This is a genomic window from Noviherbaspirillum sp. (genome assembly GCF_035254685.1).
Classification (GTDB): Bacteria; Pseudomonadota; Gammaproteobacteria; order Burkholderiales; family Burkholderiaceae_D; genus Noviherbaspirillum.
In genome coordinates this window covers 181,915-205,182 of record NZ_DATFAI010000045.1, presented here as the reverse complement: position 1 = coordinate 205,182, position 23,268 = coordinate 181,915, and the positions used below count along the sequence as shown (strand labels likewise).

The 23,268-nt window shown below is 61.1% G+C and carries 20 protein-coding genes; 3 read left to right on the top strand and 17 right to left on the bottom strand.

The genetic code is table 11. The annotated features are described in order from the left end of the window. Positions 1 to 11 precede the first annotated feature (11 nt). The 5 genes from VJ698_RS21900 to rfbB form a co-directional block, all read right to left on the bottom strand. Positions 12 to 1,421 carry a mannose-1-phosphate guanylyltransferase/mannose-6-phosphate isomerase gene (locus tag VJ698_RS21900; RefSeq protein ID WP_324104927.1) on the bottom strand — a complete coding sequence of 470 codons (1,410 nt, stop codon included), beginning with the start codon at positions 1,419 to 1,421 and terminating at the stop codon, positions 12 to 14. 79 nt (positions 1,422 to 1,500) lie between these two features. After that, complete coding sequence (gene rfbD / locus VJ698_RS21895) at positions 1,501 to 2,382, bottom strand: dTDP-4-dehydrorhamnose reductase (RefSeq protein ID WP_324104926.1); 882 nt, start codon at positions 2,380 to 2,382, stop codon at positions 1,501 to 1,503. Continuing rightward, positions 2,379 to 2,930, bottom strand: a complete 552-nt coding sequence (gene rfbC, locus VJ698_RS21890) for a dTDP-4-dehydrorhamnose 3,5-epimerase (RefSeq protein ID WP_324104925.1) — start codon at positions 2,928 to 2,930, stop codon at positions 2,379 to 2,381. The genes rfbD and rfbC overlap by 4 nt, the downstream gene beginning before the upstream one ends. Continuing rightward, positions 2,930 to 3,817 (bottom strand): glucose-1-phosphate thymidylyltransferase RfbA, encoded by an 888-nt coding sequence (gene rfbA / locus VJ698_RS21885; RefSeq protein ID WP_324104924.1) that lies wholly within the window; start codon positions 3,815 to 3,817, stop codon positions 2,930 to 2,932. Before rfbA ends, rfbC begins: the two co-directional genes overlap by 1 nt. Continuing rightward, positions 3,814 to 4,887, bottom strand: coding sequence for a dTDP-glucose 4,6-dehydratase (gene rfbB / locus VJ698_RS21880; RefSeq protein WP_324104923.1), 1,074 nt, complete (start codon positions 4,885 to 4,887; stop codon positions 3,814 to 3,816). Before rfbB ends, rfbA begins: the two co-directional genes overlap by 4 nt. Positions 4,888 to 5,115: 228 nt before the next feature. Between rfbB and VJ698_RS21875 the strand changes: the two genes are divergently transcribed. Then, positions 5,116 to 5,940 carry a symmetrical bis(5'-nucleosyl)-tetraphosphatase gene (locus tag VJ698_RS21875; protein ID WP_324104922.1) on the top strand — a complete coding sequence of 275 codons (825 nt, stop codon included), beginning with the start codon at positions 5,116 to 5,118 and terminating at the stop codon, positions 5,938 to 5,940. Here VJ698_RS21875 and VJ698_RS21870 read toward each other — a convergent pair. Genes VJ698_RS21870 through VJ698_RS21845 form a run of 6 tightly spaced genes read right to left on the bottom strand, consistent with a single transcriptional unit; the run spans position 5,919 to position 10,483 of the window. After that, positions 5,919 to 6,686, bottom strand: coding sequence for a lysophospholipid acyltransferase family protein (locus tag VJ698_RS21870; RefSeq protein WP_324104921.1), 768 nt, complete (start codon positions 6,684 to 6,686; stop codon positions 5,919 to 5,921). The two genes, VJ698_RS21875 and VJ698_RS21870, sit on opposite strands and share 22 nt — an antisense overlap. 11 nt (positions 6,687 to 6,697) lie before the next feature. Continuing rightward, positions 6,698 to 7,984, bottom strand: coding sequence for a dihydroorotase (locus VJ698_RS21865; protein ID WP_324104920.1), 1,287 nt, complete (start codon positions 7,982 to 7,984; stop codon positions 6,698 to 6,700). Between the two features lie 3 nt (positions 7,985 to 7,987). Then, positions 7,988 to 8,947: an aspartate carbamoyltransferase catalytic subunit gene (locus VJ698_RS21860; RefSeq protein ID WP_324104919.1), complete on the bottom strand. Its 960-nt coding sequence runs from the start codon at positions 8,945 to 8,947 to the stop codon at positions 7,988 to 7,990. Beyond that, positions 8,940 to 9,446, bottom strand: coding sequence for a bifunctional pyr operon transcriptional regulator/uracil phosphoribosyltransferase PyrR (pyrR, locus tag VJ698_RS21855; RefSeq protein WP_324104918.1), 507 nt, complete (start codon positions 9,444 to 9,446; stop codon positions 8,940 to 8,942). Before pyrR ends, VJ698_RS21860 begins: the two co-directional genes overlap by 8 nt. Continuing rightward, positions 9,433 to 9,834, bottom strand: a complete 402-nt coding sequence (gene ruvX / locus VJ698_RS21850; RefSeq protein ID WP_324104917.1) for a Holliday junction resolvase RuvX — start codon at positions 9,832 to 9,834, stop codon at positions 9,433 to 9,435. The genes pyrR and ruvX overlap by 14 nt, the downstream gene beginning before the upstream one ends. Continuing rightward, entirely contained in the window at positions 9,818 to 10,483 is a 666-nt protein-coding gene (locus tag VJ698_RS21845; protein WP_414691204.1) for a YqgE/AlgH family protein, read from the bottom strand. The genes ruvX and VJ698_RS21845 overlap by 17 nt, the downstream gene beginning before the upstream one ends. Positions 10,484 to 10,560: 77 nt before the next feature. Between VJ698_RS21845 and VJ698_RS21840 the strand changes: the two genes are divergently transcribed. Beyond that, positions 10,561 to 12,045: a deoxyribodipyrimidine photo-lyase gene (locus VJ698_RS21840; RefSeq protein ID WP_324104916.1), complete on the top strand. Its 1,485-nt coding sequence runs from the start codon at positions 10,561 to 10,563 to the stop codon at positions 12,043 to 12,045. A 71-nt stretch (positions 12,046 to 12,116) separates the two neighbouring features. Here VJ698_RS21840 and VJ698_RS21835 read toward each other — a convergent pair whose 3' ends face one another. The 6 genes from VJ698_RS21835 to VJ698_RS21810 form a co-directional block, all read right to left on the bottom strand. Further along, complete coding sequence (locus tag VJ698_RS21835) at positions 12,117 to 18,146, bottom strand: Hpt domain-containing protein (protein WP_324104915.1); 6,030 nt, start codon at positions 18,144 to 18,146, stop codon at positions 12,117 to 12,119. Between the two features lie 100 nt (positions 18,147 to 18,246). Beyond that, complete coding sequence (locus VJ698_RS21830) at positions 18,247 to 20,574, bottom strand: methyl-accepting chemotaxis protein (protein ID WP_324104914.1); 2,328 nt, start codon at positions 20,572 to 20,574, stop codon at positions 18,247 to 18,249. A gap of 54 nt (positions 20,575 to 20,628) precedes the next feature. Next, positions 20,629 to 21,204 (bottom strand): chemotaxis protein CheW, encoded by a 576-nt coding sequence (locus tag VJ698_RS21825; protein WP_324104913.1) that lies wholly within the window; start codon positions 21,202 to 21,204, stop codon positions 20,629 to 20,631. A gap of 9 nt (positions 21,205 to 21,213) precedes the next feature. Further along, positions 21,214 to 21,579 (bottom strand): response regulator transcription factor, encoded by a 366-nt coding sequence (locus VJ698_RS21820; RefSeq protein ID WP_324104912.1) that lies wholly within the window; start codon positions 21,577 to 21,579, stop codon positions 21,214 to 21,216. Positions 21,580 to 21,602: 23 nt separating this feature from the next. Then, positions 21,603 to 22,004, bottom strand: coding sequence for a response regulator (locus tag VJ698_RS21815; RefSeq protein WP_324104911.1), 402 nt, complete (start codon positions 22,002 to 22,004; stop codon positions 21,603 to 21,605). Between the two features lie 161 nt (positions 22,005 to 22,165). After that, positions 22,166 to 22,318, bottom strand: coding sequence for a rubredoxin (locus VJ698_RS21810; RefSeq protein WP_040042419.1), 153 nt, complete (start codon positions 22,316 to 22,318; stop codon positions 22,166 to 22,168). Between the two features lie 99 nt (positions 22,319 to 22,417). On the opposite strand from VJ698_RS21810, the gene VJ698_RS21805 reads away from it, so the two are divergent. Beyond that, positions 22,418 to 23,248 (top strand): hydroxymethylpyrimidine/phosphomethylpyrimidine kinase, encoded by an 831-nt coding sequence (locus tag VJ698_RS21805; protein WP_324104910.1) that lies wholly within the window; start codon positions 22,418 to 22,420, stop codon positions 23,246 to 23,248. Positions 23,249 to 23,268: the final 20 nt, after the last annotated feature.

Here is a 23,268-nt window from a genome sequence, read left to right as displayed (position 1 = left end):
GCCTACTGCCATTATTGAACCCTGCCATAAACATCTTCAAAACGGACGATGTCATCCTCGCCCAGGTAAGACCCGCATTGTACCTCTATCAACGCCAGTTCCGTATCTCCAACGTTGGTCAGGCGATGCTTGTTCCCGGCCGGGATGTAGGTCGACTGATTCGCTTCCAGCTTGATGACCTGGTCGCCGTTGACGACCTCGGCGTTGCCCGAGACCACCACCCAGTGCTCGCTGCGGTGATGATGCATCTGCAGCGACAGCGATGCGCCGGGCTTGACGGCAATGCGCTTGATCTTGAAGCCGGGCGCTTCCTGCAGCACGGTATAGGTACCCCATGGACGCACCACGGTGCGATGCACCTTGTGTGCTTCGTGCCCGCTGGCCTTGAGGCGGTTGACCACCTCTTTCACATCCTGGCTCTTCGACTTGTCGGCCACCAGCAGCGCATCGGGCGTGTCGATCACCAGCAGGTTGTCCAGGCCGATGATCGCGACGAGGCGGTCCTTGGTTTCGATATGCGTATTGCGACTGTCGATCACAATGGTCTGGCAGTTATTGCTGGTGTTGCCGTCCTCGTCGGCCGGAATCGCATCCGCCACCGCGCTCCATGCGCCAATGTCGCTCCAGTCGAAGTCGCCGGGAATGACGGCAATATTCTTTGCCTTTTCCATCACGGCATAGTCGACGGAAATGTTTTCCAGCGCCGAGAAGCTGGCCGGCAGTTCCATCTTGTCGCCGCAGACCTTGGTGCTTGCCCATACTGCGCGCGCCGCGTCCAGCAGGTTGGGGTTGTAGGCAGCAAAGGCGTCGATGATCGCGCTGGCCTTGAAGCAGAACATGCCGCTGTTCCAGACGTAATTGCCCTGCGCAAGATAACGCGCGGCCGTAGCGGCGTCCGGCTTCTCCACGAAGCGCTGCACGACCTGCGCATGCTGGCTGACCTTGTCGCCCATTTCAATGTAGCCGAACCCGGTCTCGGGGGCGTTCGGCTTGATGCCGAACAAGACCAGGAAGCCGTCCTTGGCAAGCGACTCCGCATGGCGCACAGCCGTGTAAAACGACGGCGTGTCCTTGATCAGATGGTCGGCTGGCATGACCAGCATGCAGGCGTCACTCTTCTGCTCCACCGCCCATAGCGCGGCGAGCAGAATGGCCGGCGCGGTATTGCGCCCGACGGGTTCAAGGAGGTAGGTCGGCTTGACCTCCTGGTCGGCCAGCTCATCATGTGAGAGGAAGTAGTAGTCGCGATTGGTGACGACCAGCGGCGGCGTGTTGCCCGATACTGCCAGCGCCCTTTCATGGGTCTGCGCCAGCAGGCTCTTGCCGTCGCCAATGCGCATGAACGGTTTCGGGTAGGCCTCACGCGATACCGGCCACAGCCTGGTTCCAGCACCGCCTGAGAGAATAATGGGGATCAACATGATGCTATCTCACTGTTTGAGTTGTTAGGGCGCCCTGCACAGGGCGGAGACAAGCTGTCTCGATTCCGCATTGCCGTCATCACTCCAGGCACAGGCGCAGGGCACTGCGCCATTCGGGCAAGCCGCAAAACGTGTTCATGAAACGCTCGCACGACAGCACCGAATTGGCGGGCCGCCGCGCGGGCAACGGATAGTCCCCGGTCGAGATCGGGGTCACGACCGGTTTCCGGTCTATTGACCAATGCGCAACAATAGTCTGAGCAAACCCGTGCCAGGTGGTTTGACCTTGCGCAGCAAGATGGTAAAGACCGGACTTCTCGCGCCACAGATCCTGATCCATCCCAAGAAGCTTTTTTCCGGCGCCGAGAAAAGCCACGGCATGCGCCGTTGCATCGGCAATCGTGCGGCACCAGGTGGGCGCACCATGTTGATCAGCAACAATACGCAGCTCGTCGCGTTCCTCGGCCAGGCGTCGCACCGTCAGCAGGAAATTCCTGCCGCGCAGGCCGTACACCCAGCTGGTGCGCAGGATCAGGTGCGGGATCCCGCTTGCCTGGATCGCGTGTTCGCCGGCCAGCTTGCTGCGGCCGTAGACATTGATCGGACAGGTTGGGTCTTCCTCGGTGTAGGCGCCGTTCTTGCGGCCGTCGAATACGTAATCGGTCGAATAGTGGATCATCGCCGCCCCCAGCCTGCTGGCCTCTTCCGCCATCACGCCCGGCGCCTCGCCGTTGATGCGGAACGCCATCTCCGCCTCGTCCTCGGCCTTGTCCACCGCCGTGTAGGCTGCAGGATTGACGATCAGCTGCGGGCGCACAGTTCGCACAGCTTCACGCACGCCGGCAAGGTCGGACAGATCCATCTGCGCACGGTCCAGCGCGACGATCTCGCCCAGTCCTTGCAGGCTGCGCTCCAGCTCGTAGCCGACCTGGCCGGTCCTGCCTGTCAGGAGGATCCTCATGCGAATACCTCCGCGTCAGCGAGCGGCTTGCCGTTGCGGTCTTTGTCGGAAAGTACCGGCGCCCTGTCGATGGGCCACTCGATGCCGATCGCCGGGTCGTTCCATGCGATGCAGCGCTCGTCGCCGGGCGCCCAGTAATCTGTCGTCTTGTAGAGAAACTCCGCAGCATCGCTGGTCACGACGAAACCATGCGCAAAGCCGGGCGGGATCCACATCTGCCGCCTGTTTTCTGCGGACAGGATGGCGCCAACCCATTTGCCGAATGTCGGCGAGCCTTTGCGGACGTCGACCGCCACATCGAACACCTCGCCCGCGATCACGCGCACCAGCTTCCCCTGCGGCTGCCGGATCTGGTAATGGAGGCCGCGCAGAACATTCTTCGCGGAGCGGGAATGGTTGTCCTGCACGAAGTGAAGGTTCTTCGCGCCGGTCAGTTCCATGAACTCGCGCTCGTTGAAGCTTTCGAAGAAGAAGCCGCGCGAGTCGCCGAACACCTGCGGTTCGAGGATGGCGACGTCGGGAATGGCAGTCGGTATCAGCGTCAGCATCAGAACACCTTGTCGCTGAGGATGCGCAGCAGATATTGGCCGTAACCGTTCTTGCACAGCGGGCGCGCCAGTTCTTCGAGCTGCCCGGCACTGATATAGCCCTTGCGGAACGCGATCTCCTCGGGGCAGGCCACCTTCAGGCCCTGACGTTTTTCGAGCGTGGCGATGAATTGGCCGGCATCCATCAGCGATTCATGCGTGCCGGTGTCGAGCCATGCCATGCCGCGCCCCATCACTTCGACATTCAGGTTGCCGCGCTCGAGATAGGCCCGGTTGACGTCGGTGATTTCGAGTTCGCCACGGGCGGAGGGACGAATGCCGGCCGCTATGTCGCACACCTGCCCGTCGTAAAAATAGAGTCCCGTCACCGCGTAGTTCGACTTCGGATCCTGCGGTTTTTCCACGATGCTGATGGCGCGGCGACTGCTGTCGAACTCGACCACACCATAGCGTTCCGGATCCTGCACGTGGTAGGCGAACACGGTCGCCCCTTCCGCGCGCGAGGCAGCCGTGCGCAGCTGCGCATCGAAGTCGTGGCCGTAGTAGATGTTGTCGCCAAGGATCAGCGCCGACAAGGCATTGTTGATGAATTCACGCCCGATGATGAATGCCTGCGCCAGGCCTTCGGGCGCCGCTTGAACCGCGTAGCGAATGCTGATGCCCCACTGGCTGCCGTCGCCTAGCAGTTCGGTGAAGCGCGGCGTGTCCTGCGGGGTCGAAATCAGGAGGATGTCGCGTATTCCGGCCAGCATCAACGTCGTCAGCGGATAGTAGATCATTGGCTTGTCGTACACCGGCAACAACTGCTTGGAGATCGACATCGTTACCGGGTACAGCCGCGTGCCGGAGCCGCCGGCGAGGATGATGCCCTTGCGCTGGTTGTTCATGCGCGGCTCCCCTCGCGTTGCCCGTAATTCTGCTCGACCCACTTCATGTAGTCGCCGGACTGGACGTCGCGTACCCATTCCTGGTGGTCGAGATACCAGCGCACGGTCTTTTGAATGCCGCTCTCGAAGGTTTCGGCCGGCTTCCAGCCGAGCTCGCGCTCGATCTTGCGCGCATCGATCGCATAGCGGCGATCATGCCCCGGCCGGTCTTTCACGAACTTGAGCTGGTCGCAATAGCTGCCCGCCGCCTTCGGCGCCAGCCGGTCGAGGATGTCGCACAGTGTGTGCACGACATCGAGGTTGGTCTTTTCGTTCCAGCCGCCGATGTTGTAGGTTTCACCCGGCCTGCCGTCCAGCAGCACGCGCCGGATGGCGGCGCAGTGGTCGCCTACATACAGCCAGTCCCTCACGTTCTGCCCGTCGCCGTAGATCGGCAGGTCCTTGCCGGCCAGCGCATTCGTGATCACCAATGGAATCAGCTTTTCCGGGAAATGGTAGGGGCCGTAGTTGTTGGAGCAGTTGGTGGTCAACGTCGGCAGGCCGTAGGTGTGATGGTAGGCGCGCACCAGGTGGTCGGACGCGGCCTTGGAGGCGGAATACGGGCTGTTCGGCGCATAGGCGGTCGTCTCGCTGAACGGCGCGTCGTCCGGCCCGAGCGAGCCGTACACCTCGTCGGTGGACACATGCAGGAAGCGGAAACCAGCCTGTTCAGCATCGCTCAAATCCCGTTGATACGCGCGCGCTGCTTCGAGCAGGCTGAAGGTGCCGTTGACGTTGGTCGTGATGAATTCGCCCGGACCGAGAATGGAGCGGTCAACATGGCTCTCCGCCGCAAAGTGCACGATGGCACGCGGCCGGTGCCTGTTCAGCAGGCCAGCGACCAGTGTCGTGTCGCCGATATCGCCCTTCACGAAAATGTGGCGCGAATCTTGCCTTAACAACAACAGGTTGTTCAGATTACCGGCGTAGGTCAGTTTATCCAGGTTCACGACCGGCTCGTCAGACCCCGCCAGCCAGTCCAGAACAAAGTTCGAGCCGATGAAGCCCGCCCCACCAGTTACCAAGATCATTTATACCTGCATCCAGTAAAAACGGTAAACCTATGATTTTACTCGAAATTAATTAATAAAAACTTACGATGCCAATTACATCAGGATTCGCGCCATCCATGGGTAAGGATTTGTTACGACGACTGGCATCCGGAAAAAGGTTTACCGTGCTTATATAATCTTCCTTCGCGCCGAGCATCTTGCGTAAAAGCAACCTCGCGCGGTATTTCAGTCCAGAACCTCACGTTTATGACCACTTACGCCATTGGCGATCTGCAGGGCTGCTGCCCGAAACTCAATGAACTCCTTGAACGCATCCACGCCGTCTCCCCCGATGCTCATCTGATCTTCGTCGGTGACCTCGTCAATCGCGGGCCGAATTCGCTGGAAACCCTGCGCGAAGTGATCGCCCTCGGGGAACGCGCCGAGGTTGTGCTCGGGAACCATGACTTGCACCTGCTCGCAGTGGCATGCGGCCTGCGCAAGCTGCACCGGTCGGACACCCTCGACGACATCCTGAATGCGCCCGATCGCGACGAGCTGATCGACTGGGTGCGTCGGCGTCCGCTGGCACTGCGCCACGGCGAACATCTGCTGGTCCATGCCGGTGTCGTGCCACAATGGACCGCGACCCAGACCATGGATCTCGCGGCAGAGGTGGAAGAGGTGCTGCGCGGGCCAAACTGGGTGGATTTCCTGGCGCAGATGTATGGCAACGAGCCTGCGCAATGGAGCGATTCCCTGAAAGGCGCCGACCGCATCCGCTGCATCATCAATGCACTGACCCGCATTCGCTTCTGCACCCCCGAGGGCCGCATGGACCTTGCCGTATCGAAAGGCGTCGAAACGCAATTGCCGGGCTACCTGCGCTGGTTCGAGGTGCCGGACAGAAAAACGGAAGATGCGACCGTGGTGTTCGGCCACTGGTCGACCCTGGGGTTGATCATGCGCCCGAACCTGATCAGCCTCGACACCGGTTGCCTCTGGGGTGGACAGCTCAGCGCGGTCTGCCTCGAAGACCGGCGCGTGGTGCAAGTCGAGTGCCCGCAGTTTCAGAAGCCTGGATCGATCTGATCCACCACCTTTTCGTCGGGGCCCAGTGCCAGCGCGATGGCGCGGCGCGCGGCATCCGCCAGTTCGCGGCGGTGCGAATGCATGCCTGTGTCGATGGTCGGCAGCAGGCTTAGCTGCACCGTCATGCCGCCCGCCTTCAGGACAGTCAGCATGCTCTGCATGAAAGTCATCTCGCCGACGAAATCTGCCGCCGGATGGAACTGGCCGTCCTTGCCAAGATAACGCAGCGCGTAGGGCTGCACCGGCACCTTCGCCTCGATGGCCGCCTCGAAGAGGTTGGCATGGAAAGGCAGCAGCGTGCCTTGGGGCGCCGTCGTCCCCTCCGGGAAAAAGGCGACATGCTCGCCGGCGTGAAGACTCGTCACCAGCCCCTGGTAGATCCTTCGCACCTCCCTCAGCTTGCCGCGTGCGATGAAGATGGTGCCGACCTGCTCGCACAGCCAGCCGATCAGCGGCCAGTCGCGGATATCCGACTTCGCGACGAAGCGGCAGGGATGAAAGGCATTGATGACGAAAATGTCCAGCCAGGAAATATGGTTGGCGACGATCAGCGCACGCGGCGCATCCCTCACGTCCCGGCCGTGGCTGATCTCGACATGGATGCGGCACAGGTCGAGCAGCCCGCGCGACCAGCGCCGCACATGCCGCTGCTTGTCAGCCGCATCAATCCGCGGAAAGACCAACGCGCAAATCGCCAGCCCCTTGAACAGGTGAAGCACCACCCGCAGCAGGCGAAACGCAAGCATGCGCGCAGCGGTCAGCGTTCGAAGGCGATATGCCCGCCAACGATGGTTGCCTTCACCTGGCCCGGCATTTCATAGCCGAGGAACGGCGTGTGCTTGCCTTGGCTGGCCAAGGTTTTCGCTTCCACCTTCCAGCGCGCCGCGGGATCGAACACGCAGACGTCGGCGACGCTGCCGACATTGAGGCGCCCGGAGGGCAGTCCGACCACGCGTGCAGGATCGGCGGTGATCTTGGCGATGGCCGTCGCGAGCGGCTGCTGCGACTTGTCGATGCATTCCTCGGCCCACTTCAGTGCCAGCGACAGAAGCAATTCGAGCCCGGTCGCGCCGGGTGATGCCTCGCCGAACGGCAGGAGTTTCTCGTCATCGTCGACCGGCGTATGGTCGGAGCAGATGACGTCGATCGTCCCGTCCAGCAGGCAGCGGCGGATCGCGTCGCGGTCACGCTGTGCGCGGAAAGGCGGGTTGACGCGTGCATTGGAATCGAAGAAGCCGATATCGACGTCGATCATGTGCACATGGTGCGCACCGACGTCGCAGGTGACCGGCAAGCCTTCTTTCTTCGCCGCGCGGATCAGTTCCAGTCCCGCTGCCGACGAGATGCGGCAGAGATGCACCCGCGCTCCGGTGGCGCGCACCAGTTCGAATATCGTGTGCAGGGCGATTGTTTCCGACATCACGGGCACGCCGGGCAAGCCAAGGCGCGAAGCGACCGCGCCGCTATGGGCAATGCCGCTGCGCCCCAGGTGCGGATCCTGTGGCCGCAGCCAGACGGTATAGCCGAAAGTCTGCGCATACTGCATCGCGCGCAGCAGCACGGTGGTATCGAGGATCGGCGCATCCGCCTGCGAGAAACCGATGCATCCTGCTTCCGTCAGTTCGGCCATCTCGGTCAATGCCTCGCCTTTCAGGCCGGCGGTCAGTGCGCCAAGCGGATAGACATGCGCCTGGTTCAGGCTCTTGGCGCGATACTTGAGCATTTCCACCAGGCCCGGTTCGTCGAGTACAGGATCGGTATCCGGCGGACAAACCAGGCTGGTCACGCCGCCCTGCATGGCGGCCTGCATTTCGGATTCGAGCGTGGCCTTGTATTCGTAGCCCGGCTCACGCAACCGTGCGCTCAGGTCAACCAGGCCAGGAACCACGATCATGCCGTTCGCATCGATGGTCCTGCTAGCTGTGAATCCCTCGGGTGCCTTCCCTATTGCAGCGATCTTGCCGGCAGCGATGTACAGATCCTGCTGCGCGTCGATGCCGTTGGCCGGATCAATGACGCGACCATTCTTGATATGGATTTTCATTGTTTAGTTTCCCGCCAAAATGCTCATCACCGCCATGCGCACCGCAATGCCGAATGTGACCTGCGGCAGGATCACCGCCTGCGCGCCGTCAGCCACCGCCGAATCGATCTCGACGCCGCGGTTCATCGGTCCCGGATGCATCACGATGGCATCCGGCTTTGCCAGGGCAAGGCGTTCCGGCGTCAGGCCGTAGCTCTTGAAGAACTCCTGCGCGGAAGGCAGCAGCGCACCGCTCATGCGCTCGTTCTGCAGGCGCAGCATGATGACAACATCGACGCCCCTGAGGCCTTCGTTGATGTCTGTGAACACGCGCACGCCCATCTGCTCCAGGCCGCCCGGCAGCAGGGTCTGCGGTCCGATCGCGCGCACTTCCGGCACGCCGAGCGTGGTCAGTGCGTGAATGTCGGAACGCGCCACGCGACTATGAAGGATGTCGCCGACGATCGCCACCGTCAGGTTGCTGAAATCCTTCTTGTAATGCCGGATGGTGTACATGTCGAGCAAGCCCTGCGTCGGATGCGCGTGGCGTCCGTCACCAGCATTCACCACGTGCACGTGCGGCCGCTGGGTGTCGACAAGGTGTTTGGCGATCAGGTAGGGCGCGCCCGACTGCGAATGTCGCACCACGAACATGTCGGCATGCATGGCGGCAAGGTTGTCGATGGTATCGAGCAGGGATTCGCCTTTTGTCGTGCTCGATGCGGCGATGTTCAGGTTGATCACGTCCGCCGACAGGCGCTTGGATGCGATCTCGAAGGTCGTGCGGGTGCGCGTCGAGTTCTCGAAGAACAGGTTGAACACGCTCTTGCCCCGCATCAGCGGCACCTTCTTCACTTCGCGGTCGCTGACCGAGACGAAGGAGGAAGCCGTGTCGAGGATGTGGTCGATGATGGATTTCGGCAGACCTTCAATGGTGAGAAGGTGCTGCAGTTCGCCATTCTTGTTGAGTTGGGGATTAAGCATGGTCCACCGTCAGGGAGAATCGGCCGTCGTCGGCGCGTTGCAGGACAAGTTGCTGATCGGGGGCGAGCGTCGCCGCCTCGGCAATGAAATCGGCGGCAATCGGCAGTTCGCGCCCGCCGCGGTCCACCAGCGCAGCCAGCATGATCTTCGCCGGTCGTCCATAGTCGAACAGCTCGTTGATCGCGGCGCGGGTGGTACGCCCGGTGTAGAGGACGTCGTCCACCAGCAGGACGGTCGCGCCCTCCACCTCGAACGGGATATGGGTCGGCTTCACTTCGGCGTGCAGGCCCTTCTCCGCGTAGTCATCGCGATAGAACGACACGTCGATGAAACCGAGGCGATCCTGCAGCTTCAGCTCGGCCGCCAGCCTCTCGGCCAGCCAGGCGCCGCCGGAATATATGCCGACGATCGCAACGTCCTTGGCATTCGCGAGGCCCGCTTTCACGCGCTCCGCGAGCACCTTGTATAGTGCTTCGGCATCGAAATTAGGATTCGGCATGGTCATTGAAGTATTGTTGCAAAATAATTGCGGCAGCCTCGGCGTCGATCATCTCGCCGCGCTGCTGTGAAATCACCACGGACGAATAGCGTTCGTCCACCAGCACCGTGGGCACGCCGTAGCGGCCATTCAGCTGATTCGCGAAGCGGCGGCATCGCACCGTCATTTCATGTTCGGTACCGTCAGGATGGCGCGGCAGGCCCACGATGCAGCGCGAGGGCTGCCATTCCTTCATCAGTTCGGCAATTGCTGCGAATTTCCCGTCATTGGTGGCAGCCGAAATGACTGTCAGCGGCTGCGCCTGTTTCAGCAATGTGTTGCCGACGGCGACGCCGATGCGTTTCAGGCCGAAATCGAATGCGAGGACTGTCTCAGGCATGCCCCGCATCACCCGCCAGCATGGCCGGATCGAAACCAAGCAATTTCACTGCAGCGGAAAAACGCTCTTCGATCGGCAAATCGAAAATGATCGCCGGATCGGCGCGAACCGTCAGCCAGCCATTGCGCGCGATCTCTTCTTCCAGTTGCCCGGCGCTCCATCCGGAGCAGCCCAGGCTGACGAGAATCCGCCGCGGGCCGTCACCGGCCGCGACAGCCTCCAGCACATCCTTGGACGTGGTCATTGCGATGTCGTCCGTCACCTTCATCATCGACGAGAACCCGCCGTGCGGCGAATGTAGAACGAAGCCACGTTCCACCTGCACCGGGCCGCCGAACATCACGGGCTTCTTCTCGAACGACGCGGCGATCTCAAGCTTCAGGTCGATGCGCTCGAACAGCACATCCATGGTCATGTCGGTCGCCTTGTTGATGATCACGCCCAGCGCGCCGCCGGGATTGTGCTCACACAAGTAGATGACGGTTCCGCCGAAGACGGGATCGAGCATCGATGGCATGGCGATGAGAAAATGATCAGCGAGATTCAGTTCGGAAACGGCTGCGGTTTCGGAAGATTCGGGAAAATCGGGAGTGGCCTGGGGCGACCCAGGCGTCGAGGAAAACGAGCGAGTCTTTCTTGGTTTCACCATAATGAGCATTTTAGCAGTTTTGGCGGCGATCCCCGCCAGGAAAAAGATCAAGGTAAAGAAAGCATGATCTGGATTCAAGGTGATTCATGACACGGTTTGACAAGTCTCTTGTATGGTTCCGCCGCGACCTGCGCAACTTCGACCATGCGGCCCTGCATCATGCGCTGAAGCAAAGCCGCAGCGTGCATTGCGCTTTCATTTTTGACAAGGAAATCCTGGATGCATTGCCGCGCAAGGATCGCCGCGTCGAGTTCATCCACGCCAGCGTGGTCGAGCTTGATGCGGCCTTGCGCAGGCTCGGCGGAGGGCTGATCGTACGGCATGGCTTTGCAGCGGAGGAGATTCCGCGCCTTGCCGCACAATTGGAAGTCGACGCGGTGTTCGGGAACCATGATTATGAGCCGCTGGCGATTGCCCGTGACGCTGCGGTTGCACGCGCGCTGCACGCTGATGGAAGCGCGTGGTCGAGCCACAAGGACCAGGTGGTGCTTGAAAAAAACGAGGTCCTCTCGCAGGCGGGCAAGCCGTTTTCGGTATTCACGCCGTACAAGAATGCCTGGTTGAAGGAACTGCAAGCCGACGAGGTACATTATCTCAACGCCTTCCCTGTCGAGCCTTACGCAACGAACCTTGCGGCCATCGACGCGGCGGAAAGGATTCCGTCACTTGCGCAACTTGGCTTCGAAAAAACAAATCTGTCAGAACTTGGCATCGCTGGCGGCATGTCCGGCGCCCAGGCATTCCTTGATGATTTTCGCGGCCGCATCGGCGCCTACGCCCGCATGCGGGACTTCCCCGCGATACGCGGCACGTCCTGCCTGTCCGTCCATTTGCGCTTTGGCACGACCTCAATCCGCGGCCTGGTGCGCGAGGCACTCAACGCGATGCGAAGCCTGGAGGACGGTAATGGCGCGGCAAGCTGGTTGTCGGAACTTGTCTGGCGCGAATTCTATTTCATGATCCTGCATCATCATCCGCACGTTGCGGAGCGTGCATTCAAGCCGGAGTTCGACCTGATCCGATGGGAATCAGGTGAACATGCGCAAAGTCTTTTCTGCGCGTGGTGTGAGGGCCGCACCGGTTATCCGCTGGTCGATGCGGCGATGCAGCAACTGAACCAGACCGGTTACATGCACAATCGCCTGCGCATGGTAACCGCGAGCTTTCTCGTCAAAGACCTTGGCGTCGACTGGCGCTGGGGCGAACGCTATTTCGCGCAACAGCTGAATGATTACGACCTCGCCGCAAATAATGGCGGATGGCAATGGGCGGCCTCAACCGGGTGCGACGCTCAACCTTACTTCCGGATATTCAACCCGGTAACGCAGTCGGAAAAATTCGACCCGGAAGGCAGGTTCATTCGGCGCTACCTGCCGCAACTTGCAAAAATGCCGGCGAAGTTCATCCACGCCCCATGGCTGGCGCCCTCGATGGAAGCGCAGCAGGCCGGGTTGCGCCACGGCGCCGATTACCCCTTTCCCATAGTGCAGCACGACGAGGCCCGCAAGCGCACGCTGGCACGCTATGCCATCATCAAGCCGCCATCTCACTCCGCGCATCACAAGGAGTGAGATATAAGGAGTGAGGCACAAAAAAACCCGCGATTTCCGCGGGTTTTTTACATGCAAACACCTTTTCTGCGTCAGGCAACCGGCGTTTCCTTGTTAACGAAGCCAGCGATCAAGGAAAGCAGTTGGTCTTCCTGGTAGGGCTTGCCGAGATACTCGTTGACGCCAAGTTCCAGTGCATAGTTGCGATGCTTGGCCGCCGTGCGTGAGGTGATCATGATGATCGGGATGCGGCGTGTCCGTTCATCGTCGCGCACGTTGCGCGTCAGGTCGAAACCGTCCATGCGCGGCATCTCGATGTCGACCAGCATCACGTCAGGGGTGACCGATTGCAGCTGTTCGAGCGCATCCACGCCATCCTTCGCGAGCACAACCTGATAGCCTTCGCGCGCCAGCAGCCGCTGCGTCACACGTCGCACGGTGAGCGAATCGTCGACGACCATCACGATGTTCTGCATTCGGAGCCCTTGCACCGGTCCAGAAGCCGGCGCCGAAGGCGACTGCCCCGCCATCTCGGCGACCGCTCCCATCAATGACGGCGCCTCGGAGGGAGTGAGGCGCGGCGCGCGCATGTTCTCGTGGAAGGTGCGTTGCGACAGCGGTACCGGATTGAGAATGAGCACGATGTCACCGGAACCCAGCACGGTCGCGCCAGCGATGCCGATCAGGCGCGACAGTTGCGGGCCAATGTTCTTCACGACCACTTCGCGATTGCCGACGATTTCATCGACGTGCACGGCTACGCGGTCGTGGCCGCTCTTCAGGATCATCAAGGGTGAGTATTGCTGCGCAACCGGCGAGGCGTTCGTATCACCGAGCAATGCCGAGAGGTAGTACATCGGCACCCGCTGCCCCTGCCAGACCACCGCACCATCGTTGTAGGCCGAGGCCAGCGCATTGGTCTTGAGCTGCTGCACCTGTTCCACGAGTACGGAGGGCACGGCATAGGTCTTGCCGCCCGTGGTGAGGAGCACCACTTGCGTGACCGCGAGCGTCAGCGGGAGGTGGATGGTGAAGTGCGTTCCCTTGCCCGGTTCGGACCAGGTCGCGACGCGCCCGCCCAGCGCGGCGGCTTCCGAACGGACCACGTCCATGCCGATGCCGCGACCGGCGAGTTCGGTGATCTCCTCCGCCGTGGAGAAGCCCGGGTGGAAAATCAGGCCGGTCACTTCTTCGTCCGACATGTCGCTGTCATTCGCCAGAAGACCGATGCGGCGTGCCTTGTCGCGGATGCGCCCCAGGTTCAGGCCCTGTCCGTCGTCGGAGAAGTCGATCACGACTTCGTTACCGTCCTGCCGGATTTCCACCAGCAGTTCGCCGACCTCATCCTTTCCTGCGGCACGACGCACTTCGCGCTGTTCGATGCCATGTACAATCGCGTTGCGCAGCAGATGCTCGAACGGCCCGGTCATTCGCTCCAGCACGCCACGGTCGATTTCCACCGCGGCGCCACGGATGTCGAGGTTGACGCGCTTGTCCATTTCCTTCGCGGCCTGGCGCGTGACACGGAACAGGCGCTCGGAAATGCTCGCAAACTGCACCATGCGCACGCGCATCAGGTCCTGCTGCAGGTCGCGTGTCAGGCGTGCCTGCATTGTCAGGTCGCTTGTCGCATTGTCGAGCGTCTTCACGAGGTTCTGGTGCACCGAGCCGACGTCGTTCACGCTCTCGGCCATCATGCGCGTGAGCTCCTGCAGGCGCGTGAACCGGTCAAATTCAAGCGGATCGAATTCTCGGTCTGCCGAATGCGCCATGCGCGAAGTGATCTGCGTCTCTGCCTGCATTTCGATTTCACGCAACTGGTCGCGCAGGCGCGTCACGTTTTCGGTCAGCTCCGACAACGACTGCTTCAGCGTGCCGACCTCCGTCTCCAGTTTCGAACGTGAAATGGAAACTTCACCGGCCTGGTTGACGAGACGGTCCAGGATGTCGGCGCGCACACGTACCAGCGGTGACTGGCTGGCCGGCATCGCAGACGGCTGGACTGGCGTCTTGATCGTGTCCTGGCCCGAGGTCCGAACGGGCATCAGCGGCGCCAGGACGACGGGTTCCTGTGCAGGCGCCGGTGCGCCGGGCGATCCGGAATCTTCGCGCCGGACGGGTTCGGCCGTTGCTGCCTGGGGATTCTGCAGCTGCTCGAACATCTGCAGGCCCTGGTCGTAGCGGATCAGCAGGTCTTCGATGGCCAGCGAGGACGGCGCGCCGAGGCGCATGATGTTCTCAATGCGCGTCTCCATGTCATGCAAGTGCTGGCCGAGGCTCATTGCACCTGCCATCCGCGCGCTGCCCTTGAGGGTGTGCAGGGAGCGCAAGGTCGAATGCGGCAGGCTTGCATTGGCTGGTTGTTCCTGCCAGCCGCGCAACGCAGCGCCCAGTTGCGGCAGGATGTCGCGCCCTTCCTCCAGGAAGACGGGCATCAGGTCCGCGTCGAGCTCGTCTTTCAGCGCCAACGCAGAATCTGCGGCCGCGTCATGTTCCGCTGCGAAGGCGGGCTCGGCCAATGGCGCCACGCTCTTGGCTCCGGCGAGCGGCGGCATGGATTCCGCCTGATCCTGCCCCGGCGACATCTGCCCAGCCGCCTCATGCATCACAGGAGGTTCGACTTCCGGCTGTTGCACTTCGTTCGCGTGCGCCTCCTCCTGTGTGTCTTCCCGCGGCCCATCCTGGCAAAACTCAGGCACTGCATCTGCCGTGCAGGTTTCGTCATGCGCGGACCGCGCCTCGATATCATGCATCAGTGCATTCAGGAGCCGCACATATTCGGGCTGATGGAGCGGCATCTCGCCCAGCGCGAATTTCTGAAGCATCAGCCTCATCCATTCGACGCTTTGCTCCAGCGTGTCGAAGTTGTTCGGCGTAATGTGCGCGGATTTGCGCGACAGCGACTGAAGCGTCATTTCAAGCGCGTGGGCGACCTCCTGGAGCGGCGTGAATCCGACCGTCGCTGAACTGCCGGCCAGCGAATGCGCAGCATGCACGGAATGCACATTCGCAAGGCGATCCGGCTCGTGGCGCCACTCCGCCATGTCCTGTGCCAGCGCGCGCACCAGCTCGTCGGTCTCGGCGAGGTAAATGTTATGGAGCGGAACGCTGATCTCGAGGTCGCCGATACGCTTGACGTTATCGTTGTGCTTGACCTCCGGCGCGTGCATCGTCGGGAATTCGATGACTTCCGCGATCGACACTTTCGGCATGGACGGCTGGTCAGCCTCGGCAATGCCATGCACAGGCTCCGCAGGTAGAACCTCATCGTGTCCCGCGCTGAACATCGCAAGGTCGGCATCCGACAGGCTGACTTCTTCCGCTTGCGGCAAGGCGGCTCCAAGTTCCGGCAGCATGTCGAGCTCACTGGCCGGCTCCTCATTGCTCCCGTCCGGAAGCAACATCTCCGTCGCCACATCCGCGTCGAGGCTTGCTGGCACATCAGCGATGTCAGGCAGGTCATTCAATCCGATCGGGTCGGACTCCCCGCTCTCCAGCAATGGTGCGGCCGGTGCCGCCTCTACGGTGGCGGGATGCGGGACCTCCAATCCAGGCTCCGCCTGGGTCGGCACCTCTTCCTCGTAGACGAACTGCCCGCCAGCCTTGACCCGCTCCGCCGCTGCAATCAGCGCGTGCGGCGTCTCTTGCGAACTTCCCTCGCGCTTGAGATCCTGCACCCAGGCGCCCAGCACTTCGGCCGCTTTGCCCAGCAAGGCATAGAGCTCGGCGTCGCCACTGCGCGCTTCTGCAAGTCTCAGGTTCAGCACCTGTTCGATGCTCCAGGCGGCCTCGCCAAACGCCATCAGGCCGACCATGCGGCTGCTCCCCTTCAAGGTATGAAAGGAGCGGCGCAGGGTGGTGAGATGTTCCTGATTATGCGGCTGCTGGCATGACTCGGGCATCGTTTGCCGGACGGTTTCAAGGACTTCTTCTGCCTCGGACAGGAAAATCTCGAGAAGTTCCGCATCGATCGCCTCATCGCTCGCCGGCGCGACGACGGGTGGCAGGCTTTCGGCGGTCGTCATCACCGGCACGGTGGCCGTGATGATCTGTGCCAGCGCCTCCTGTGAAGCAGGAAAGTCCGGGCGCCCGAGGATTTCAATCCCTGCCTTGGCGCGGTCGCTTGCCTCTGGATTGTCGACCAGGGCCGCATCGAGGCGGATCTGCTCCAGGGATTCCTTCAGTTGCTCCTGTAATGCAGGATTACCCGGCTCAATGGCCAAGGACATCGCCAGTTCAGCGGACTGCTGCTGGGATATCGCCAGCTCGTCTTCCACCGTTGGCAACTCGTGTGGCGTCGCTCCGGCCGGCGGAAGATCGGGGCTTTCGACGGACGCCGTTTCCACGACGGCGTCAACGACAAAAGGGTCGGGTTCTGGATCTTTTTCGACCAGCCTCGCATGAAAGATGCCGCTCATTTCGTCGAACGCGAAGCGCTGCTTGGCATTGTGCGACTGATGCTCCAGGGTTTCAATGAAGAAGCTCAGGGCACCCACGTTCTGCGCCACCTGCTGAAACTCCTGCACCTCCGCCGCGTTATCCGGGTCGCCTTCCATGAAGCGGCGCACGGCCTCCCGCGTATGCTGGATGGTCCGAACGGCATCGTCCTGGTCGAGCACTGCCAGGGCGCCTTCGATCTGGTGCAGGATCAGGTCCAGTTGTCCGAGCGACGTACGCTGGGTCGGATCGCGGAAAAACTCATCGAGCATTTTCTCGACCTGGCGCAGGCTCGCCTGCATTTCGCCGGCAAGCGCCATCATGGTCTGCCGCTGCTGCGCTTCGCGCGACATGTCGTCGAGCCATTCTGCAGCCTGTTCCGGCGCTTCGCCGGAAACCACGGAAAGCAGGCGCGCCGTCATCGCGTCCGCACGGTCGGCGAAATTGTCCGAGAGGCGGCCAATATGGTTCAGCGAATTTTCGACAAACAGCAGACTGGTGGCCATCTCCAGTCCCAGCATGTCGCCCGGCTTGGCGCGCGCGGCGTGTCGCGCAATGCCTTTCAGTTCGCGCAACAGCTTGGTCAGCGGCGCGGAGTTGAGCTTGGCCCCGGCATCCGCGAGAACCCGCATTTCATGCTCGAACGATTCCGCGACGCTCGCATCGCCACTCGCAATCCGATTCCAGAAATTCTTCGCCTGCGACAGCCGCTCCTTCGCGTCGGCAAGTGCATCGCTATCGATCTGCCCGTAACGCTTGGTGTCGTAATCGCTTGGCACCAGCCCGTTGAGTTGATACGCAGCGCGGATCTGCCGCGCCCGTGGCGACGGATCCTCGGTCTTTGCGATAAAGAAGAGCGCGTCGCGCAGCAGTCGTTCGGCGATGCTGGACGAACCCTGGCAAAGCCTGCGAATCTGCAGGTTGATGCGTGCAAACAGTTGCTTGACGTAGATTTCATTCGCGATCTGGCCGGCAGCCACGGCTTCCGCAAGTCCATGCATGACCCACCAGAATACCCGTGCCTGCTGGTTGCCCTGCAGGCTTTCGATCTCTCCGACGATGCCGCGCATGACATCGGCATTCTTCAATTCGGCGGGACGGTCGGAGCTCTTCAGGAAAGGCAGTAGCGCCTGCTCGTATCGCTTGCGCAGGCTGGCGAACTGCGCCGGCGAGGGCGGCGTTGCAGGCCCGTTGCCCGGTAGTTGCGGGCGTATGGCCAGATTGGGGAAAAACAGGTCGGCCGGATGGATGCGCTCGGCGCCGCGCGCTTCGAGCAGTGCCCGGTAATACGGAAACAGGCGCACTGGCTGGTGCGGCATGCCTGACATCAATTCATCGAGATATTCGATTAGCGCCTGGTAGCCGCCGCCGATAGCATCCGTCAGGCCCTGGTTCAGCGACAGCTGACCGGCATCGACGCGATCAAGCAGGTCCTCCACTGTCTCGGTGATGATGGCGATTCCGTCCACATCGACGATCTGCAATGCGCCATGCGCTTGATGCAGGTAAGTCTTCGCGTGGCGCAGCGACGTCATCTGCGCCTCTGCATCCTGGCCCAGTGCCTCGATGATCGCAGATCTGGAACGATTGAGTGCTTCGCGGATTTCACCAATCACCCAGGACAGCGGACCGGTGTCGAAGCCGGATCCGGCGCCCTGCGATGAGGTGGAAGAAGAGGTGGTCATGACTGCCTCGCGGGATCAAATGGCGGCGCGCCGTCTAAACAGCCCGTCGCCAGGCATCACTAATGGGTCATCAGGCGGGTTGCCGACAGGTTGGAGCGCATCAAGCAGCCACGCGGAAACGGGACACCGAGTTCTTGAGTTCTTCGGCCAACTTGGAGAGTTCGCGAATCGATTGCGCCGTCTGCTGCGTACCCTGCTGGGTCTGCTCCGTCACGGTCAGGATGTTCTGGATGTTCTGCGCCACGCCGTTGGCCGACGTCGCCTGCTGCTCGGTCGCCGCGGAGATGCTCTGAATCAGGTCAGCCAGGCGATTCGACACGCTGCGGATCTCGGCCAGCGCAGCACCGGCAGCATCGGACAACTTGGCTCCCTCGACCACACCCTGCGTCGATTTTTCCATCGCCGCCACCGCGTCGTGGGTATCGGTCTGAATTGTGCGGACCAGCGCGCCGATCTGCTTGGTCGCTTCGCCGGAACGTTCCGCGAGGCGCTGCACTTCTTCCGCCACCACCGAGAAGCCACGGCCCGCCTCGCCCGCCGACGCTGCCTGGATCGCCGCGTTCAGCGCCAGCACGTTGGTCTGCTCCGTAATGTCGGAAATCAGTTCGGTGATTTCACCGATCTCCTGCGACGATTCGCCAAGGCGCTTGATTCGCTTCGAAGTTTCCTGGATCTGCTCGCGGATTTCGTTCATGCCCTTGATCGCATCTTCCACCGCCTTCGCGCCTTGTTCTGCGGCGGTCACCGACTGGCGCGCCACCTCGGCCGACTCATTCGCGGATTTCGACACGTCGGTAATCTGCACAGCCATCTCCAGCACGGCCTGGCCGGTTTCCTGGATTTCGCGCGACTGCTTCTGGGATGCCGACAGCAGTTCGTTCGAGATATTCTGCGCCTGGTCGGATGCGGCGGTAACCTGCTCGGCGGTTTTCGTCACACGGCCTACCAGGCCGCGCAGTTCTTCCACCGTGTAGTTAACCGAGTCGGCAATCGCACCCGTAATATCTTCGGACACCGTTGCCTGCACCGTCAGGTCACCATCCGCCACTTCCTGCAATTCGTTCATCAGGCGCAAAATCGCAGCCTGGTTCTGGTCGTTCGCGCGCTTCGCCTCTTCCTCTTTCTGGAGCGCCATCAGACGTTGCTCTTCCGCTTCCTGGCGCCGCTGGTCGGCTTCCTTGGTGCGATTGCGGCTATCCTGCAGCAGCACGAGCGCGATACCGACGGCGGAAAGGAGAGCGGCCAGGGCGCTGACGCCCATCATCCAGAATGACCAGGGCCGCGAATCTTCCTCGTCACGATAGGCTTGCTGGAGGTTCGATATCCGCAGCTTCAGGGTTTCGTTCTCGGCGAAAATCAGTTGCTCGGACTGTTTCGCCGCAATGAAGTTTTGCAGGTTGCCGAGAATCGACGCAACCGATTGTTGGTACTCTGCAAATGCACTTTGCAGCTCATTCAGTTTGTCGCGTGTATCCTGATCCTTCGTTGCCGACAGGCGGAGCACGTCGCTGCCGTTCAGGAAGCCTTCGGTGATGTCGCGGAAGGTATTGGTGTCCTTGCCGAGCAGGAAGGCGGTTTCCGGGTTAACGCCTTCTGACGTCAGAAATTCATTCGCGCTGCGACCGAGGCGCTGGGTCAGCATGACGAGCTGGCCGGCCGCAGAAATCTCGCGTGGCGTGGCGCCGCCCTGTGCTTTCAGCGTCGCAATCTGTTCGGTCAGTTCCAGCAAGACCGGGGACAGCGAGTTCAGTTTTTGCAGCGTGGACCCGAAGCCGGTCAATTCCTTCTTGAGCTTCAGGATGGTTTCGGAAGCCTTGTCCGTGTTGTTCCAGATCTTTTGCGTATCCTTCAGCAAAGCTTCCATCTGCGCGCTTGGCGCGTCGATTGTGCGGCCGTGGTAGTCGCCGCCGCGGGAGAGCACCAGCAGGTCGCGGTTGAACTCCTTGCGGCTCTCCTCCAGCTGCTTGAACGCTTCGGGATTGCCCTGAATCGCGTTTGGCGTCGCCTTGCCGATACGCTGGGAGTGCATCAGCACCTCACCGGCGATCTGGGTTTGGGTCGAAGCAAGGATAGAGTGCGAGGAGTTCAGGTAAACGAAACCGCCGCCGACCACCAGCGACACGCCCAGCGCTCCCAGCAGGACCCGCACCTGCTGCTGAAGGGGAAGATGGCCAATCAGCGGCAAGCGTATGTCGCCCGACTTTTGCAGGGCGTCGCCAATGAAGGTCGCATTCAGGTTGCGTTCGGACGCCGCGTGGGCGAGCGTTGCGGTCGCCGCCCCTGCCACCGATGCGCCATTCCGGACAAGCACGGTGTTGGCCGCGTCGGCCTGGCTATCAGCCGCTGCCGTCGCACGCGCGACTGTGTCGCCCAGCTCGGCGAGCCCGGTCTCGTTGTTCTTGGACAGGAACGGAAGGTTAAACGCCATTACTGAGTCTCCTCATCAATTACGGGGTCCGGCCGGGGAGTCTGCCCCGGCGGCCTATAAGCCTACATGCAAGAAATGCGGGTCTTGCACGATCAAAGAAAGGTCGAGTTCAGTCCAGACCTGCGACTCCCGATCGAGATAACGCTGTGACGCCCATGGTGCGCCATCCTCTTCGGAACGGGCCTGGGGTTCCATTTCGGCCACGTTGCGCAATCCCATGACACGCGAAACGAGCAAGCCGCTGTTGAACGACAGGGAAGGCGCGAAGGCGATGATGCGGCTTTCCTTATCAATCGGGGTAGGGGGCAGGCCGCGAAAATGCGCGAGGTCGATCACGCTGATGAGATTTCCCCGGATATTGGTCAATCCGAGAAACCAGTCCTGGGTCAGCGGCACTTTGGTAATGCTTCCGACCGACACGATTTCGCCCGCCTCCTGCAGTTTCAGCAGCCAGCGGGTTTGCCCGACCATGACGCCAAGCTGACTCGAAGAAGCCTGGGCGCCTGCACTCGCGGCATGCATGCGTTCGACCAGGCGCGCCTGAAATTCACGCAGGCGCGTACGACGCGTGCCATTGTCTTGCTCTTTCAGCCCGGCGCCCGATGCGACATCAAGATTGGACGTGGTCATGTCGTGCACTTAGCCAAGTGCCGCGATCTTCGACAGCAGTTCCTGCGGATCAACCGGCTTGACGATATAGTCGCGCGCGCCCTGCCGCAGGCCCCAGATACGGTCAGTTTCCTGGTTCTTGCTGGTGCAGATGATGATCGGCACGTCCTGCGTTTCAGGGTCGCGCGCAATGGCGCGCGTGATCTGGAAGCCATTCTGCCCGGGCATCACGACATCCATGAGAATCAGTTGAGGCCTGTCAGCCTTGATCTTCAGGAGCGCTTCCTCGCCATTCTCGGCGGTCGACACGGAATAACCGTTCTTGATCAGGATATCTGTCAGGAAATAACGTTCCGTTGGGGAGTCGTCCACCACAAGGATTTTTTGAATGGGCATCTTGAACCTTTAACGCAGAGAAATTACTTGGAAAGTGCCTGGGCGGTGTATTCGCGTACGGTCTTGAGCAGACTGTCCTTGGTAAACGGCTTGGTGAGATAGGCGTCAGAACCGACCATGGCGCCACGCGCACGATCGAAAAGTCCGTCTTTGGACGACAACATGATGACCGGCGTCGAATGGAACTTCGCGCTTTTCTTGATCAGCGCGCATGTCTGATACCCGTCGAGCCGGGGCATCAGGATGTCGCAAAAAATCAAGGCCGGCTTGTGATCATTCATCTTGGCAAGGGCATCGAAGCCATCGTCGGCAAGTACGACCTGGTATCCAGCCTGCCCAAGGAAAATCTCTGCGGAACGACGAATCGTACTGCTGTCGTCGATCACCATGATCTTGAGGCTGCTGTTATCCAGGGATGTTGTCATGACGTTATCTCTATGAACTTCCGCCCACTATACGGCGCTACTGTAACAAAAAGCAAGGTGCTTTAGAACAACAGTTGGTACAGTTTTTGGCCTACGTGGTATTTCTGCGAAAATTGATTTATCGCAACATCTACCCTTGGAATCATGCCTCTCTGTCGTAATCAGATGGCAACCATTTCAAAGTCTTCCTTGCGTGCGCCGCATTCCGGACAGGTCCAGTTCATCGGCACATCTTCCCAGCGCGTGCCCGGTGCAATCCCCTCTTCCGGCAGGCCGGCGGCCTCGTCGTACACCCATCCGCAGATCAGGCACATCCAGGTTTTGAATTCTCCGCGCGACGTATCGTTATTACTCACAGTTGGCTGCCCTTCAATCAAGTAAAATGCAAAGTCGAATATCTTAATCTACCGGCCGTGCAAAACCAAACCTCCCCACTGATTCTGACTTTCGGCGCAGCAGATCCTGTCGGCGCTGTCGGCATACAGGCTGATCTTGCCTCGTTCGCCGCGATGGGATGCTATGGATTGTCCGTCATCACCTCGATCCTGATCGGCGACACCGCGCGCGTTGAAGACATGCAGGTGACGGACGCCGACTGGGTCGCCGACCAGGCGCGTGTCCTGCTCGAGGACATGCCGGTTGCAGCCTTCAAGGTCGGCACCGTCGGCAGCATCGAGAATGTTTCCGCCATCGCGGAAATCGTTTCCGATTACCCCGACGTTCCGCTGATCCTCGATCCCTTCATTTCCTCGTTACCCGACCAGGGACAGGAAAGTGAAGACATGCTGCTGGCAATTCGCGAACTGCTGATTCCGCAAACTACGCTGTTTCTCGCTTCTGCGGTAGAACTGGCGCGCCTGGCCGAGACCTGGCGCGAACCGTCTACCGAGGACATGCTGGCGCTGGATGCCATGCGCATCATCGACATGGGTTGCGAGTACCTGTTCGTCACCGGAACGCCGGGCGACGTGCATGAAGTATCGAACATGCTCTTCGACGAATCCGGCATGCTGCGCAATGATGCATGGCCGCGCCTCCCCGGATCCTTCAGCGGCGCCGGCAGTACGCTCTCGGCCACCATCGCCGCCATGCTGGCCAACGGGGTGGACGTGCCGGCGGCTGTTTTCGAGGCTCAGGAATTCACCAACGCGGCACTGGCCAATGCGCACCGCCTGGGCATGGGGAAACTGACGCCCGATCGCTATTTCTGGGCACGGGAACCCGATCCGGGCTCAAACCAATAACCCACTCCTCACCTACTGTA